This window comes from Burkholderia sp. JPY481 (genome assembly GCF_038900515.1).
Taxonomy (GTDB): Bacteria; Pseudomonadota; Gammaproteobacteria; order Burkholderiales; family Burkholderiaceae; genus Paraburkholderia; species Paraburkholderia youngii.
Genome location: NZ_JAYMRT010000007.1, coordinates 101,734 through 117,509, shown reverse-complemented (window position 1 = coordinate 117,509; position 15,776 = coordinate 101,734). Strand labels below are relative to the sequence as shown.

Below are 15,776 nucleotides of genomic sequence, written 5' to 3'. Positions count from 1 at the left end.
GTTTTGATGTTTCGGAGAACGCAGCAGGTTCCACGCATAAGCATCATCTCGATGCGCTAATGTTCATCCGTTTTGCCCAGGCCGCGGTCGCGGCGCTGTAGAACTGCTCCAGCGTCGCACGCGGCTCGCTTCCCAGCTCCAGTCCCAGATGCCGTGCCGCCGCGCCTAATGCTTCGAGCGGCTTGTCGCTATCGAGCGCGGTCGCGCCGTTCTGTTTGCTCAGCTTCTCGCCGTGCTCGTTCGTGACGACCGGCACATGCAGATATTCGGGCGTCGCCACGCCCAGACAACGCTGCAGATAAATCTGCCGCGCCGTCGAATCCATCAGATCCGCGCCGCGCACGATGTGCGTGATGCCCGCGTCCGCATCGTCCACCACCACCGCCAGCTGATACGCCCATTGATCGTCCGCGCGGCGCAGCACGAAATCGCCGACCTCAGTCGCGAGGTTTTGCGTCTGCGGACCCTGCCAGCGGTCGTCGAACGTGATCACGGCCGAGTCGCGGTCGGGCACGCGCAGGCGCCACGCGCGCGCCGGCTTGCCGTGCAGACCGGTGCGGCAGGTGCCGGGGTAGGCGAGCGTGGTGTTGCGCGCGTGCGCGTGCAATAGCGAATCGGCGATTTCCTTGCGCGTGCAGCCGCACGGATAGACGAGACCGGTCGATTTCAACCGCTCAAGCGCCTGCTGATAGCGCGCGATACGCTGGCTTTGCCAGACCGGCGTTTCGTCGGCGCGCATGCCGAAGCGTTCGAGGGTCGCGAGGATGTCCTCGGCGGCCCCGGGCACCGTGCGCGGTCCGTCGATATCTTCGACACGCACCAGCCACGCGCCGCGCTGCGCGCGCGCGTCGAGCCAGCTCGCGAGCGCGCTCACCAGCGAGCCGAAATGCAGCGGGCCGGTCGGCGAGGGTGCGAAGCGTCCGCGATAGGTCATGGCGTGGGGACGTCAGGCGGGGCGCCCGCGCCGCGAGGCACCCCGGCTGTCATTACGCGGCGCACGCGGCCTTGCTGTCCGGATGGCACGCCGGGCAGGTCTTGCCCGCGACGTACATCGGCGATTGCTGTTGCTCGGGCGTGACTACCGCGCGGCAGCCGAAGCATTGCGCGGTCGCGGTCGGTTCGAGTTGCGGATTCAGCGCGGTGCGATAGTCGAACACGAAGCAGTCGCCGTGATAATGCGCGCCGCCCACTTCCTCGAAGTATTTGAGGATGCCGCCTTCGAGCTGGTACACGTTCTCGATGCCGACGTCCTTCATATGGATCGCGGCCTTCTCGCAGCGGATGCCGCCCGTGCAGAACGACACGACCGTCTTGCCTTCGAGGTCGGCGCGGTTATTCTCGATCACCTCGGGGAATTCGCTGAACTTCGTGATCCGATAGTCGAGCGCGTTGTCGAACGTGCCGACGTCGACTTCGAACGCGTTGCGCGTGTCGAGCATCACGACCGGACGGCCTTCGTCGTCGTGACCGCGGTCGAGCCAGGTCTTCAGCGTGGGCGCGTCGACGAACGGCGCGCGGCCGAGTTCGGGGCGGATCGCCGGCTTTTTCATTGTGATGATTTCGCGCTTGAGCTTGACCAGCATGCGCGTAAACGGCTGCTTGTCCGACAGGCTTTCCTTGAACTGCAGATTCGCGAACTTGCCTTCGAACAGCGCGTCGTGGCGGATGTAGTCGATGAACGCGTCGGTGTTCTCGCGCGTGCCGGCGATGAACAGGTTGATGCCTTCCGGCGCGAGCAGGATAGTGCCGCGCAGGCCGAGCGCATTGCAGCGTTCGGTGACGAATGGGCGCCAGGCGGCGGTGTCTTCGATGGTCGCGAATTGATACGCGGCGAGGTTGACGATACTCATGTGTGTTCTGCGGTAAAGATGGCCAGCGTGGCAAAGGGCGGCGGGCCGTGCCGCCGCTGTCGCGCCCCCCGTATAAGACCCGGGGTTTGGCGCGCGGTTTCGCGCGCGTTTGCCGCGTATTTGCCAGTTGAATGGCAAGGCCGAAACAGGCGAAACCTCTATTATCCCTCAACCGGGGATTTTCCCCGGCCTGGCCGAATGGCTAATGGGTTGCGCTAGCGCAAACAACGCTCTCGCCGACCTCGTCCTGGCCGGATGGCCAACGCGCCGTTTTGACCTGAAATCTGCGGAAGGGTGGGGTTACAATGTCGCCCATGTCAGATCCCCGCTTCGTCCATCTCCGCGTTCACTCCGAATTCTCGATTGCCGACGGCATCGTGCGTCTCGACGACATCGTCGCGGCGGCGGCCAAAGACGGTCAGGGCGCGCTCGCGCTCACCGACCTCGGCAACGCGTTCGGCCTCGTCCGTTTCTACAAGGAAGCGCGTGGCAAAGGGGTCAAACCCATTGCCGGCTGCGACGTCTGGATCACCAATCCGGACGACCGCGACAAGCCTTCCCGTCTGCTGCTGCTGGTCAAAGACCGCCGCGGTTACCTGAACCTTTGCGAATTGCTCAGCAAGGCCTCGCTGACGAACCAGTATCGCGGCCGCGCGGAAATCGAAGCCGGCTGGCTCGAAACCGGGTTGGGCGAAGGGTTGCTCGCGCTGTCGGGCGCACAGCAGGGCGACATCGGTCTTGCGCTCGCGGCGGGCAACGAAGAGGCGGCGAAGCGCAATGCACGGCATTGGGCGAAGGTGTTCCCGGGCGGCTTTTATATCGAGCTGCAGCGCTACGGTCAGCCTGGCGGCGAGCAGTACGTGCAACAGGCGGTCGCGCTCGCGGCATCGCTGAAACTGCCGGTCGTCGCGACGCACCCGATGCAGTTCATGACGCCGGACGACTTCACCGCGCACGAAGCGCGCGTGTGTATTTCCGAAGGCGATATTCTTGCGAATCCGCGTCGCCAGAAGCGCTTCACGGCCGAGCAGTACTTCCGCACGCAACAGGAAATGGCCACGCTGTTCGCGGACATTCCTTCGGCGCTCGCGAACACAGTGCAGATCGCGAGGCGCTGCAATCTGACGCTCGAACTCGGCAAGCCGAAGCTGCCGCTCTTTCCGACGCCCGACGGCATGTCGCTCGACGACTACCTGGTGCAGCTGTCGAAAGAAGGCCTCGAAAAGCGGCTCGAACAGTTGTACCCGGACGAGGCCGAGCGCGACGCGCAGCGCGCGACGTACTACCAGCGCCTCGAATTCGAGTGCGGCACGATCATCAAGATGGGCTTTCCGGGCTACTTCCTGATCGTTGCAGACTTCATCAACTGGGCGAAGAACAACGGCGTGCCGGTCGGTCCTGGCCGCGGTTCGGGCGCGGGTTCGCTGGTCGCCTATGCGCTCGGCGTGACCGATCTCGATCCGCTGCGCTACAACCTGCTGTTCGAACGTTTCCTGAATCCGGAGCGGGTGTCGATGCCCGACTTCGATATCGACTTCTGCCAGCACGGCCGCGATCGCGTGATCCAGTACGTGAAGGAAAAGTACGGTGCGAACGCGGTGTCGCAGATCGCGACGTTCGGCACGATGGCGGCGAAGGCGGCGGTGCGCGACATCGGCCGCGTGCTCGATCTCGGCTACATGTTCACGGACGGCGTCGCGAAACTGATCCCGTTCAAGCCGGGCAAGCACGTGACCATCGCCGACGCGATGAAGGAAGAGCCGCTATTGCAGGAGCGCTTCGACAACGAAGACGAAGTGCACCAGCTGCTCGAACTCGCGCAGCGCGTAGAGGGCTTGACGCGTAACGTCGGTATGCACGCGGGCGGCGTGCTGATCGCGCCCGGCAAGCTGACCGATTTCTGCCCGCTTTATACCCAAGGCGACGACAGCGGCGTCGTCAGCCAGTACGACAAGGACGACGTCGAGGCGGTCGGCCTCGTGAAGTTCGACTTTCTGGGCCTGACCACGCTGACCATTCTGGATTGGGCCGAGCGCTATATCCGCCGCCTCGATCCGTCGAAGCAGGACTGGTCGCTAGGCCAGGTGCCGCTCGACGACCCCGCGTCGTTCTCGATCCTGAAGAAAGCGAACACGGTCGCCGTGTTCCAGCTGGAAAGCCGCGGCATGCAGGGCATGCTGAAGGACGCGCAGCCCGACCGCTTCGAAGACATCATCGCGCTCGTCGCGTTGTACCGCCCGGGTCCGATGGACCTGATCCCGAGCTTCTGCGCGCGTAAGCACGGCCGCGAGGTGGTGGAATATCCGGACCCGCGCGTCGAACCTGTTCTGAAGGAGACCTACGGCATCATGGTCTACCAGGAGCAGGTGATGCAGATGGCGCAGATCATTGGCGGCTACTCGCTGGGCGGCGCCGACCTGCTGCGTCGCGCGATGGGTAAGAAAAAGCCCGAGGAGATGGCCCAGCACCGCGAGATTTTCGCGGAAGGCGCGGCCAGGAACGGCCTCACGCGGGAGAAGTCCGACGAAATCTTCGACCTGATGGAGAAGTTCGCGGGCTACGGCTTCAACAAGTCGCACGCGGCCGCCTACGCGCTGCTCGCGTACTACACCGCGTGGCTGAAGGCGCACCATCCGGCCGAATTCATGGCGGCCAACATGTCGCTCGCGATGGACGACACGGACAAGGTCAAGATCCTGTTCGAAGACTGTCTCGCGAACAAGATGGCCGTGCTGCCGCCGGACGTGAACCTGTCCGCGTATCGCTTCGAGCCGGTCGCCGAAGCCGACGGCAAGCGCTCGCGCACGATCCGCTATGGTCTGGGCGCGATCAAGGGGAGCGGCCAGAACGCGATCGAAGAAATCCTGCGCGCGCGCGGGGACGGCCGCTTCATCGACATCTTCGATTTCTGCAATCGCGTCGACCGGCGCATCGTCAATCGACGCACTATCGAAGCGCTGATTCGCGCCGGCGCGTTCGACACATTGCATCCGAACCGCGCGCAGCTGATCGCCTCGGTGTCGCTGGCGATGGAAGCGGCCGAGCAGGCAGCGGCCAATGCGCTGCAGGCGGGTCTGTTCGACATGGGCGACGCGCCGTCGCAAGGCCACGAACTCGTCGACGAACCCGAGTGGCCGGAAAAGCGCAAGCTGCAGGAAGAAAAGGCCGCGCTCGGTTTCTACCTGTCGGGCCATCTGTTCGATGCCTACAAGGACGAAGTGCGCCGTTTCGTGCGCCAGAAGATCGGCGAGCTGAAGGAAGGGCGCGACAAGCTGGTTGCGGGCGTGATCGTGTCGCTGCGCACGCAGATGACCCAGCGCGGCAAGATGCTGATCGCGCTGCTCGACGACGGCACCGGTCAGTGCGAAGTGACGGTCTTCAACGAGGTCTTCGAAGAACACAAGCAGCTGTTCAAGGAAGACGAACTGCTGATCGTGCAGGGCCAGGCGCGTAACGACGCGTTTACGGGCGGCATCCGCTTCACCGTCGAAACGGTGATGGATCTCGGCCGCGCACGCTGCCGCTACGCGGACTCGCTGAAGGTGCAGATGAACGGCAACGCTAACGCGCAGGCATTGCGCCGGGTGCTCGAAGCTCACACCGCCGGCAAGGACGAGCAAGCCGCACCGGCGGCCGCCACACGTGGCAACGGCGGCGGCAATGGCGGTGGGCGTGGCGGCTTCGGCGGCGATGGCGGCCGTCAGCGTCAGGCGGTGCAGATTCCGAATGGGCTCGCGGTGCAGGTGGTTTATCGCAGCGAGCATGCGCAAGGCGAAATGCGTCTGGGCGACGCGTGGCGCGTGAAGCCGACCGACGAACTGCTCGCCGCGCTGCGCGGCGAGTTTGCGGGAAGCTCGATCGAGATCGTGTATTGAGCGAGGTCGGCGGTGTGGATCGGCCGGTGCCGCGGGTACCGGCTAATCTGAGCTCGGCTTATCGCCCGCCGGTTTTTTCGAGCCGCGCCAGCTTCAGAAACCGGTAGTACACCGTCTCCGCATTGAACAGCGCGATCATCAGCCCGGCGCGGCCATCCAGAAAACCGCGCCGCAGCAGATAAGTCCGTACGAACGCCCACAGGCCGCGCCCGATAGCAAGACGAATGCTGCCTTTTTGGCCGGCCTCGTAACGCTGCCGCGCGCCGGCCGTCGAATACGCGTCGAGCTTGCGCAGCACGCCCTCGAAGTCCTCGTACGAGTAGTGCATCAGCTTGCCGGTCAGGCGTTGCGCGGGCGTATCGAACACGAGGCGCTCGTGCACGAGATCGTCGGAGAAGCGCGCGGCGCCGCGTTTGAAAAGGCGCGGAATCCAGTCCGGATACCAGCCGCTGTGATGGACCCATTGGCCGCAGAAGCTCGACAGACGGTCCACCGCGTAGACGTCGGCGGTGGGTGCGGCGAGCGCCGCGCGAATCGATGCGGCAAGTTCCGGCGTGACGATTTCGTCGGCGTCGAGCGACAGGATCCAGTTGGTGGTCAGTGCATCGACCGCACGGTTCTTTTGCGGGCCGAAGCCCGGCCAGTCCGTTTGTTCGATGACGCGTGCGCCGTGCGCGCGAGCGATGTCGGCGGTGCCGTCGGTGCTGCCGCCGTCGATCACGACGATCTGGTCGGCGAAGGCCACGGCCTGCAGGCATTCGGCGAGCCGCGCCGCAGCGTTCCGGGTGATGATGGCAACGCCAAGAGTGGTTTCTTGCATACCTGAGTTGCGTGGAGGACGAAGTGACGGAGCGGGCCCCGCGATGCGGCAATCGAGCAGCGAGTATACACATCCCATCCGGCCCTACACCACAGCGCGTTTCCGCCAAGGTGTTGCGCGCATGCCGTCGCGCGCCGGGCGCCGGCCGTCATCTGCAACCGATTACAATGCTCTTTTTTGATATTCCACGCGGCCGCCCAACCCTGCGCCGCGTGCTCGCCGTTCCGCATTTCCAGAGGATTCCTTGAGCGCGAAGCCAACGTTAAGCAAACCCATGGGTTCAGGCGATGCGTCGTCGCCGGCCGTCGTCCTGCGGCGCCTGTGGCCATTCATCAAGCCGCTGCTGTGGGTCGTGGTCGGCGCGATTGTCGCGATGGCGGTGAGCGCCGGCACCGACGCCGCCATTCCCGCACTGCTCAAGCCACTGCTAGACAAGGGCTTCGGCTCGCACGCGGTCGACAAGACCAAGTGGCTCGTACCGATCGCGGTGATCGGCCTCGCGCTGATTCGCGGCGTGTCGCAGTACGCATCCGGCTATCTGCTCGCGTACGTGTCGAACAAGATCCTGCTCGAACTGCGTCTGAAGATGTTCGACCGCATGATCCACACGAGCGTCGCGTTCTTCCAGCGTGAAACCGCGAGCACGGTGATCAACGCGATCGTCTTCGAGGTCAACCAGATCCTGAACGTGCTGCTGAGCGTGATGGTCACGCTCGTGCGCGACTCGCTGACGGTGATCTTCCTGCTCGGCTATCTGTTCTATCTGAACTGGCGGCTGACGTTGATAGTCGCGGTGCTGCTGCCGGGCATCGGTTGGTTGGTCGGCAAGATCAATCGCCGGCTGCGGCGCCTGAACCGCGAGCATCAGCTGCTCACCAACGAGCTGTCGTACATCGTCGAGGAGACGGTGGGCGGCTACAAGGTCGTCAAGGTGCATAACGGCGAGCAGTACGAGATGGACCGCTTCAACTCGATGAGCCGGCGCCTGCGCGGCTACGCGATGCGCATGACGGTGTCCGGCGGCCTCGCGCAGCCGTTGACGCAGTTCCTCGCGTCGATCGCGCTCGCGGTCGTGATCACGATCGCGGTGGTGCAGTCGTCGTCGGATCAGACGACGGTCGGCGGCTTCGTCGCGTTCGTCACGTCGATGCTGCTGATCATTTCGCCGCTCAAGCATCTGATGGACGTGAACCAGCCGTTGCAGCGCGGTATGACCGCGGCCGAACTGATCTTCGGTCTGATTGACGAACCCGCCGAGCCGAAGGGCGGCGGCAAGCCGCTCGCTCGCGCGCGCGGTGAGGTCGAGTTCCGCGACGTGTCGTTCACCTATGGCACCAGCTCCACGCACAACCGTCACACGCTCGACCAGGTGTCGTTCAAGGTCGCCCCGGGCGAGATGGTTGCGCTTGCGGGTCCGTCGGGCAGCGGCAAAACCACGCTCGTGAACCTGCTGCCGCGCTTCTTCGATCCTACCGGCGGTGCGATTCTGGTCGACGGCGTCGCGCTGCCCGAGTACGACCTGCATGCGCTGCGCAGCCAGATCGCGATGGTGAGCCAGGACGTCGTGCTGTTCAACGACACCATCGCGCACAACGTCGCGTACGGCCAGGAGGTCGATGCTGAGAAGGTCAAGGCGGCGCTGCGCGCTGCGAACCTGTGGGACACCGTGCAGGCGATGCCGCAGGGTATAGAGACGCTCGTCGGCGACAACGGCATGATGCTGTCGGGTGGCCAGCGCCAGCGTCTCGCGATCGCGCGCGCGATCTACAAGGACGCGCCGATCCTGATTCTCGACGAAGCGACGTCGGCGCTCGATTCCGAGTCCGAGCGCCACGTGCAGGCGGCGCTCGAAACGCTGATGAAGGGCCGCACGACGCTCGTGATCGCGCACCGTCTGTCGACCATCGAGCGCGCCGACCGCATCCTCGTGATGGAAGCGGGGCGGATCGTCGAGCGTGGCAGCCATCGCGAGCTGCTCGAACACGACGGCTTGTACGCGCATCTGCATCGCATCCAGTTCCAGCAAAGCCCGGTTTGATCCGGCACATTGCGGACGCATCGCGCAGCGCTTCGTGACCCAGGTCGCGTCGCAAAGCACCGCCCAGACCCGGGCGTCGTCCTCAGGCCTTTCCGCCCCGCACGACCCGCTTGATCCAGATGCCCGGCGCATAAACCACCGGGCAACTCGCGTACAGAAACATCCGAATCCGCAGCCCGAGCTTCACGCCGGTGCTGCGCGTCACGAGGCCAATGCGTTCGCCGAGGCTGCCCGCTTCGAACATCGCGTGGATGAACTGCTCACGCGCGAGCTTCGGCGCCATCGCCGCGCGCATGCGTTCGCCGACACCGGCGATCTCAGCGTCGCGCTGCAGCTGCGCGAGCTCCGCGAGTCCGTAGCGATTGCTCTGCCGCATCCGCGCGATCAGCTCATCGACCGACTGATAACGGCGCTTGCGCGAGACTCCGCCGCGCCGGTAGCGCACCAGCGGCTCGCGCAGGCTGATCGCGCCGCCCGACAGGATCGCGCGCAGCACCATGATCTGATCCTCGGCGGCGGCGCCCGGCAGCATCGGCCCGAAGCGCTCGATCAGGCGTCGCGACCAGGTATGCGCGGCGCCGATCAGCCATGGACGCGCGACGAGCCAGTCGTCGAAGCTGCGATAGCGGTCGAGCTCGGTCGGGCTCACGCGCTCGTGCACGTGACCTGTTTCGTCCATGTCGGCGAGGTCGGTGGCGATCAGGTCGGGGCGGCGTCCGTGCGCGAGCCAGCAGTCGACGACGCGCCTGCAGCGCTCGGGCGCGGACATGTCGTCGCCGGCCGCGACGAACAGCAACTCGCCTTGCGCCAACTGCGCGAGTTGCGACAGGTGCGCGCTGATGCCCTGGTTTACCGTATTGCGCCGCGCGATCACGCGATGCGGCCCGCTGTAGCCGGCGATTGCCGCTTCGATAGCGGCGTAGGTCGCGTCGCTGGACGCGTCGTCGGAGACGATGATTTCGAGCGGCTCGTAGGTTTGCGCGAGCGCGCTGCGCACGGCGTCACCGATCTGCTCTGCCTGGTTGTAGGCGATCACGAGCATCGAGACGAGGGGGCGGTTGGTGTCGGCCGTTGCAGGAGTTGCGAGGTGCGGCAGGCTATCTGTCATGGAGTCGGGGAGAAGGCGATTGGCCTAGATTTTAGCCGCTGACCGCCGCGCCGCGCGACGCACACGGCAATCCCGAACGACACGTGCTGAACCGGGCGAAAACCATCCTTTACAATTGCCGCTGCCCCGCAACTGCGCACCCACGGCCTCGTCCGCGCGTGCGCCTCACCGAGACCGATCCTTGTCAGAGCCGACCCTCGACCCGAACCACCGGCCCCTCACCGATATCGCGCTGACCGCGCAGGCGCTGAAGAACAGCGGCGGCGCGGAGCGCTACACGCGCGACGTGATCGCCGGCCTGCATCGGCTCGGTCTGCGCCCGACGCTGTTCGCGCGCGAGATCGACCGCGCGCTTCCCGAGGCCGCGTGGATCGATGCGCAGCCGCTCAACGTGCGCTGGGCGCCGCGCAAGCTGCGCAACCTCGCGTTCGACTGGCGTCTTAAGCAGCGTTTGAAGCGGCACCGTCCGGCGTGCGTGTTCTCGATCAATCACTCGACGCATGCCGACGTCGCGTTGTGCGGCGGCACGCATCCGGGCTCGCTCGAAGCCGCGGGCCGCACCCCGCGCCGCAGCGACGAATGGCAGATCGAGCTCGAGCGGCGCGTCTATACGCGGGCGCGTGCGATCGTCGCGCATTCGCAACTGATGAGCCGCGAGTTGCAGCGTTTCTATCACGTGCCGGCTCAGCGCATCGACGTGCTCTATCCGCCCGTCGACACCGCGCGCTTCAAGCCGCTCGACGCCGCCGCGCGCGCGGCCATGCGCCGCCAGCTCGGCGTGCCCGACGATCGCGTGATGTTCGTGTTCTCGTCGACGAGCCATGAGCGCAAGGGCTATCCGTTGCTCGAAGCGTTTTTCTCGCGCACGACGCTGCCGGTCTGCCTCGTCGTCGCGGGCCGCCCGGTGCCGAAAACCGGCGACACAATCCGTTACGCGGGTTACAGCAAAGAGATCGAGAAGCTGTTCGCGGCCGCCGATTTCACCGTCGTCGCGTCGGCGTACGAGCCGTTCGGGCTCGTCGGTGTCGAGTCGGTGATGTGCGGCACGCCGCTCGTGATCGCCGAGAACGTCGGCTCGGCGGAGACCGTGACCGGCGCCGCGAAGATCGAGTTTTCGCGGCAGTCCGACGGCAGTTTCGAGCGCGCGATCGGGCAGGCGGTCGAACGTGTGAAGAGCGGCGCCGCGCGCATCGCGGTGCCGCGCGACAGCCTCGTGTACGACCCGAGCGTCGACGCGCATGTCGCGGCGCTTTACGAAGTGTTCACGCGAGGATGACGGCGGGGCTTAGTTCTCGAGGCGCCGCTGCTCTATGCTAATGCGCGTGTTCGTGCGCGCACTCGCCGCAGCGCAAGCCGCCAGCCCAGACGCATACGCTTTTGCAGCCGAATTCGCGGGGATCCTACGGCGGGGGGCCGCGTCGCTTCGCGGGCTGCGTCTACCTTAATCTGGTCAACAAACCGCTCAAGAGCGGCCAGCTCATTCTCTCGGGAAAAAAGCGTGCGCAATCTGGCCATCCCAGGCTCAAGCTCACTGAGATCGTCCGTGCTATTGGACAGTAAACGCGCTCGTGCCTCGATCCTACGGACGAAATCTCCAAGATCGCCAACGGAGACTTCTTCGAAGTTCGGTGATGCCCAGTATTCCCGACCGCCACCGCCGTGGTACCCAATCACATAGTTTCCACAGAGCGCGGCCTCGACTGGCGGCAGACCCAATCCTTCCAACCCTGAAAACGACATGAATATCCGCGATTCCTTAAGCAGGGTTGCGACTTCTCTTTCATTCATACCGTCGATGCCGCGAATTTCCCAACTCGGAGGGAGTCGCTTCTTCAATGCGAAGACGACCGCAGCCGCATGTGCACCGTTCTTGCGCGGCATAAACGTGATGAGGTTGCGTTTCTTGCCGCCGGCACTAAATTCGCTGTCATTCACGGAGCAAAACACTCGCCTTATCCGGCCTGTCAGATGCGGATAGTGAAGCGAAATCAGGGAGGAGGTGTCTTCGGAGATTGACAGGATGGCAGTCGCATTCTGGTATGCGTAATCTACGTCGGCATCGGTACAACCGCTATCGCGGTCACGCAGATAGTAGCCGTTCTGAACAAAAATCGAGTACTTCAGTCTGCGCGGAACCAGAATGCGCGCGAGCTGCGCCGCTTTGATCTCTGGCAACACCAGATGATCTGTCGGACGCAGCTTTCTGTCGGAAGTCAGTTGGGCACCGTGTTCGGCCCAAGGATACTCATAACCACGCCTATCGTGCATGATCGCTGAGGTAATCAAGCCACTACTATTCAGGCGGCTGGAATGGTCGTAGATGACTTTAACCCCGCCAGCATGCTCGTTTGCCCTCGGCGATGTGCAAAAATACACTAAACGCACTCTCACTTCTCCCTCGGTTATTTATTTCCGCTTGTGTGCTTCAAACACTTTGCGTCTCCATGATCATGGAGACGACGAACGGGCGGTGAAACGGCTCCTGCAATGCGTTTATCAAGCGGGAATCGTGCGAGCAATTCCAGACAGATCACTGTAACCTTGGTCGACGGGCCAATTCGCCGCCGCTGCATTGGACCGTAGCCGAATCCGAAGATGGGAACTTGGCAGCGCTCTCTGCGGTGATGCCGTCGCTGCTAGGGGAGCGTATGGTGGCCGACTGTGATGCCGCCCATTCGCGTTTGCGCGTGTCTATTACCGCCAGCAGCGTCGCCACCAGCAGTGCGATTAGTGCCGTCACCATGATCGGCACCAGCACGTCGATCGTGAGTCCGAAGATTGCCGTACTCGTTGCGACCGCGAGACCCGAATACGATGCGGCGCGAATCACCGGGTCGCTCGCATGCCGGTGTCGCCAAAAATACACCGTGATGCCGTAGTAAAACAGCAGCAGGCACACCACGCCGACCGCGCCCATCTCGGCGAGCGTCGAGAAAAAATCGCTATGCGCGCGCTCGTTGACGATCTCGGCCTTCACTTCGCCGCGGCTGGCCATCGCGCCGAGCTCGTCGACCAGATGGCCCTTGCCGATGCCCCACATCGGATGCCGCGCGAAGATCATCCGCGATGCGTTCCACAGTTGCAGGCGCAGACCGGTGGCGGTGGCGTCCTCGCCCTTGTGCATCATCGATACATCGTTCGGCACTTCGGCGAAGCGCTTCTGAACCCGTTCGGTCGACAACAGGCCGCCCGCGCCGATCGCGATCACGAGCGTCGCGACCAGCAGGCGCTTTTTCCGCGTGAACCAGTGGTACTGCATGCCGAGCAGCATGACGAACACCGGCACCGCAAGCCAGCCGCCGCGCGAGCCCGACAGAAACGACGCATAGCCGCCCGACACGAGCGCGAGCACGCGTGGCACGAGCACGCGCCAGTCGCGCGGATTATCCCAGCCGAGCGTGAATACCGACAGGAACGCGAGCAGCAGCGCGGTATCGCCGAACGGAATCGCGTTCGTGTACGAGTTGTTCAGGCGGTTCGCATCGGTCCAGCCGCCGGGCGGCTGATTGATGATCGCCCATGCGCCGACCGCGAGCGCGCCGGCCGCACAGCCCCAGCCGATCATGCGCAGATTGCGCGACGGCAACTGGCGCAGCAGCAGGAACACCAGCAGCGCGAACACGAAGCGCGCGACCGAGTCGAGTTCGCGTGGCATCCAGTAGCCGAGCACCAGCTGCTGCGCGCCGATCCCGACGACGAACGCGAGCATGCCGATCGTGAACCAGCGATAGGTGCGCAACGCGGAGAAATAGCCCGGCATGCGCCGGTTGACGATGGCCGCGCCGAGCGCGAGCGCGACGAGTGCGAAAAAGCAGTAGCCGGTGCCGCCGCGCCACATGAGATTGACCGCGGGCGCGAGAAACAGCAGCACCGACGTGAGCCAGACGAGACTGGAAGCAAAAATCATAGGTCTACGTTATCGATGAGCACACTACCGTTCCGGTGGTGAAATTGCAGGGGACGCCGGACCATTTGAGGTTTTTCAAGACGGCAGAGCGATCCGGATTATAACCATGCGCTTCCTTGCGGAATGCTTGCCGCCGCACGCGCTAAGGTTCCGTCGGCCCGCGGTATGCGGCGCGGCGGCGGGCGGCGCCTGTCGTGCGTGCGGGCGGGGGGCGGTACAATCGCGCGACATTCATGGCCGGCGTGCGGCGCGTGCCGCGCCCCGCGCCCAGCTCAACGGACCGACTCGATGTTCTCAATCATCATCCCGACCTGGAACAACCTGCCTTATCTGCGCCTCGTGATCAAAAGCCTGCGCCGTCATTCGACGTATCCGCACCAGATCATCGTGCACGTGAACGACGGCTCGGACGGCACGCTCGCGTGGGTGCGCGACGAGGGCATCGAGCACACGGCGTCCCCAGGCAATATCGGCATCTGCCACGCGGTCAATATCGCGGCGGCGCGCGCGACGCAGGACTACATCGTCTACATGAACGACGACATGTACTGCTGTCCCGGCTGGGATGAAGCGCTCGTCAAGCGTCTCGCGCAGATGCCGGCCGACAGGCTATTCATGCTGTCGGGCACGATGATCGAGCCGGTCGATTCGGGCAATCCATGCGTGGTCGTGCGCGACTTCGGCCGCGATGCGCAGGTGTTTCGCGCTGACGAGCTGGTCGCTGCCGCGCCCAGCCTCGTGCGTGCCGACTGGCGTGGCGCGACGTGGCCGCCGACGCTCGTGCATCGCGACTGGTGGTTCAAGCTGGGCGGCTACAGCAGCGAGCTGAGCCCCGGCATGAGCAGCGACAACGATTTCTCGATGAAGCTGTGGGACGCGGGCTGCCGCGTGTTCGTCGGCGTCGGCGACAGTCTCGTCTATCACTTCCAGCAGAAGAGCACCGGCAAGATCGTGAAGAACGACGGGCGCCGCCAGTTTCTCAACAAGTGGGGAATGACGCAGGCGACGTTCGACCGCTATTACCTGCGCCGCGGCACCGCCATCGACGGCGCGCTCGCGGTCAGCGAGCCGGAGCGCACCGGCCGGCTGCGTCGTGCGCTGCTGAAGTCGCGCATCAAGCGCGCGTTGGGCTGACGGGCGTCGAACCGCAAAGCAGCGGATGCTCGACGTACGACGCCTGTCAAACGCCGCCTGTCACGAGCGGCAGCACCGTCAGGTCCGGATGCGTGCCGTCGATAATGCTGCGCCCCACGTGCACCGCTTCGTATAGCGCGTCGTCGAGGCTCGCGAAGCTCTCTTCACCGTCCGCGTGAAACGGCACCGCATGGCCGGGAAGCTGAGGATTGGCGCCCGGATGGCAGACGTAGCCGAGATACGTGTAGCGGCTCTTATGCGCGGCCGAATCGGCGGCGTGCGCCGGGTCGGGCGGGTCCTTCTCGACGGGCGACACGTGTATCTCGAAGCCCTCGTATTGCACCGTCTGCCAACTTGCGGTTTGGTCGGCCATGACCGCCTCCGTCTGGGTCTGTCCTGTCCAAAAGTCTAGGTGATTTGCCGCCAAAACGCGCGGGGCGCGCGGCTACGGCCAAACCGTGACGGCTTGGACTACGGTTTGATCGCGCCGAGCTGCTTCAGCACCGTCAGATTGTCCTCGAGGTGCCAGTTTTCGACGATCCGGCCATCCTGCACGCGATACAGATCGAACGCCTGGAAGTCGACGGCCTGGCCGTTGCCCTTCCGGTTCTGAAACTCGCCCGTGAAGTGGCCACGAAAGTGCAGATGCACCGACGCGCGGTCGCCGGCGACGACGAGATCGTCGATGTCCGCGTGCAGGTCGGGCACCGCCGCGCGGAATCCCTTCGACGCTTCCAGCGGACCGTTCGGGCCCTGCGGGCGGCCGTCCGGCAGCGTCCGGTCGATGAACTCGGGCGACAGCGCGAGCCGCGCATACGCTTCGTCGCCCGTGTTCCAGAACCCGGCGTAGCGGCGCGCAGCGAGCACGACTGCGGCGCCTTGCGGGGAAGTGCTGTCGACGGCCAGATGGTGCGGCGTGGGCAGCGTGGCGTCGTTGGCGCTTGGCGCGGAATCCGCAGCCTGTGCGCCGAGCGCACCGGCAACGCTGACGGCGACGAGAGCCTGACGGGCAAGACGGGAAATCGTAGCGTTGCTCATGATGCG

12 protein-coding genes are annotated in these 15,776 nt (G+C 64.7%); 4 read left to right on the top strand and 8 right to left on the bottom strand.

Features of this window, described 5'->3' with window-relative positions; genetic code table 11:
- Positions 1-43: 43 nt before the first annotated feature.
- Together gluQRS and VSR82_RS18730 are read right to left on the bottom strand one after the other, a co-directional pair.
- Positions 44-934 (bottom strand): tRNA glutamyl-Q(34) synthetase GluQRS, encoded by an 891-nt coding sequence (gene gluQRS, locus VSR82_RS18735; protein ID WP_429460463.1) that lies wholly within the window; start codon positions 932-934, stop codon positions 44-46.
- 52 nt (positions 935-986) lie between these two features.
- On the bottom strand, positions 987-1,850 hold the full coding sequence (locus VSR82_RS18730; RefSeq protein ID WP_018431567.1) for a sulfurtransferase: 864 nt from the start codon (positions 1,848-1,850) through the stop codon (positions 987-989).
- Between the two features lie 305 nt (positions 1,851-2,155).
- Between VSR82_RS18730 and dnaE the strand changes: the two genes are divergently transcribed.
- Positions 2,156-5,725 carry a DNA polymerase III subunit alpha gene (gene dnaE / locus VSR82_RS18725; protein ID WP_498857989.1) on the top strand — a complete coding sequence of 1,190 codons (3,570 nt, stop codon included), beginning with the start codon at positions 2,156-2,158 and terminating at the stop codon, positions 5,723-5,725.
- Positions 5,726-5,783: 58 nt separating this feature from the next.
- Here the strand turns inward: dnaE and VSR82_RS18720 are convergent, their stop codons facing one another.
- Complete coding sequence (locus VSR82_RS18720; protein ID WP_410850558.1) at positions 5,784-6,545, bottom strand: glycosyltransferase family 2 protein; 762 nt, start codon at positions 6,543-6,545, stop codon at positions 5,784-5,786.
- A 244-nt stretch (positions 6,546-6,789) separates the two neighbouring features.
- On the opposite strand from VSR82_RS18720, the gene msbA reads away from it, so the two are divergent.
- A complete protein-coding gene (msbA, locus tag VSR82_RS18715; RefSeq protein WP_368586223.1) occupies positions 6,790-8,583 on the top strand; it encodes a lipid A export permease/ATP-binding protein MsbA in 1,794 nt (597 codons plus the stop codon).
- Positions 8,584-8,665: 82 nt separating this feature from the next.
- Here the strand turns inward: msbA and VSR82_RS18710 are convergent, their stop codons facing one another.
- Positions 8,666-9,691: a glycosyltransferase family 2 protein gene (locus tag VSR82_RS18710; RefSeq protein ID WP_410850556.1), complete on the bottom strand. Its 1,026-nt coding sequence runs from the start codon at positions 9,689-9,691 to the stop codon at positions 8,666-8,668.
- 181 nt (positions 9,692-9,872) lie between these two features.
- Here VSR82_RS18710 and VSR82_RS18705 point away from each other — a divergent pair, with 181 nt between their 5' ends.
- The gene (locus VSR82_RS18705) at positions 9,873-10,967 is read left to right on the top strand and encodes a glycosyltransferase family 4 protein (protein WP_498857988.1); all 1,095 of its coding nucleotides are present in this window, start codon (positions 9,873-9,875) and stop codon (positions 10,965-10,967) included.
- 32 nt (positions 10,968-10,999) lie between these two features.
- On the opposite strand, the gene VSR82_RS18700 is transcribed toward VSR82_RS18705, so the two are convergent.
- The gene (locus VSR82_RS18700; protein WP_429460458.1) at positions 11,000-12,076 is read right to left on the bottom strand and encodes a glycosyltransferase family protein; all 1,077 of its coding nucleotides are present in this window, start codon (positions 12,074-12,076) and stop codon (positions 11,000-11,002) included.
- A gap of 145 nt (positions 12,077-12,221) precedes the next feature.
- Positions 12,222-13,598, bottom strand: a complete 1,377-nt coding sequence (locus VSR82_RS18695) for an O-antigen ligase family protein (RefSeq protein ID WP_429460456.1) — start codon at positions 13,596-13,598, stop codon at positions 12,222-12,224.
- A gap of 288 nt (positions 13,599-13,886) precedes the next feature.
- Here VSR82_RS18695 and VSR82_RS18690 point away from each other — a divergent pair, with 288 nt between their 5' ends.
- A complete protein-coding gene (locus tag VSR82_RS18690) occupies positions 13,887-14,732 on the top strand; it encodes a glycosyltransferase family 2 protein (protein ID WP_410850552.1) in 846 nt (281 codons plus the stop codon).
- Positions 14,733-14,778: 46 nt separating this feature from the next.
- Here the strand turns inward: VSR82_RS18690 and VSR82_RS18685 are convergent, their stop codons facing one another.
- Both VSR82_RS18685 and VSR82_RS18680 read right to left on the bottom strand, forming a co-directional pair.
- Positions 14,779-15,105 (bottom strand): hypothetical protein, encoded by a 327-nt coding sequence (locus VSR82_RS18685; RefSeq protein ID WP_368586217.1) that lies wholly within the window; start codon positions 15,103-15,105, stop codon positions 14,779-14,781.
- 98 nt (positions 15,106-15,203) lie between these two features.
- Positions 15,204-15,770: an ester cyclase gene (locus VSR82_RS18680; protein ID WP_368586216.1), complete on the bottom strand. Its 567-nt coding sequence runs from the start codon at positions 15,768-15,770 to the stop codon at positions 15,204-15,206.
- Positions 15,771-15,776: the final 6 nt, after the last annotated feature.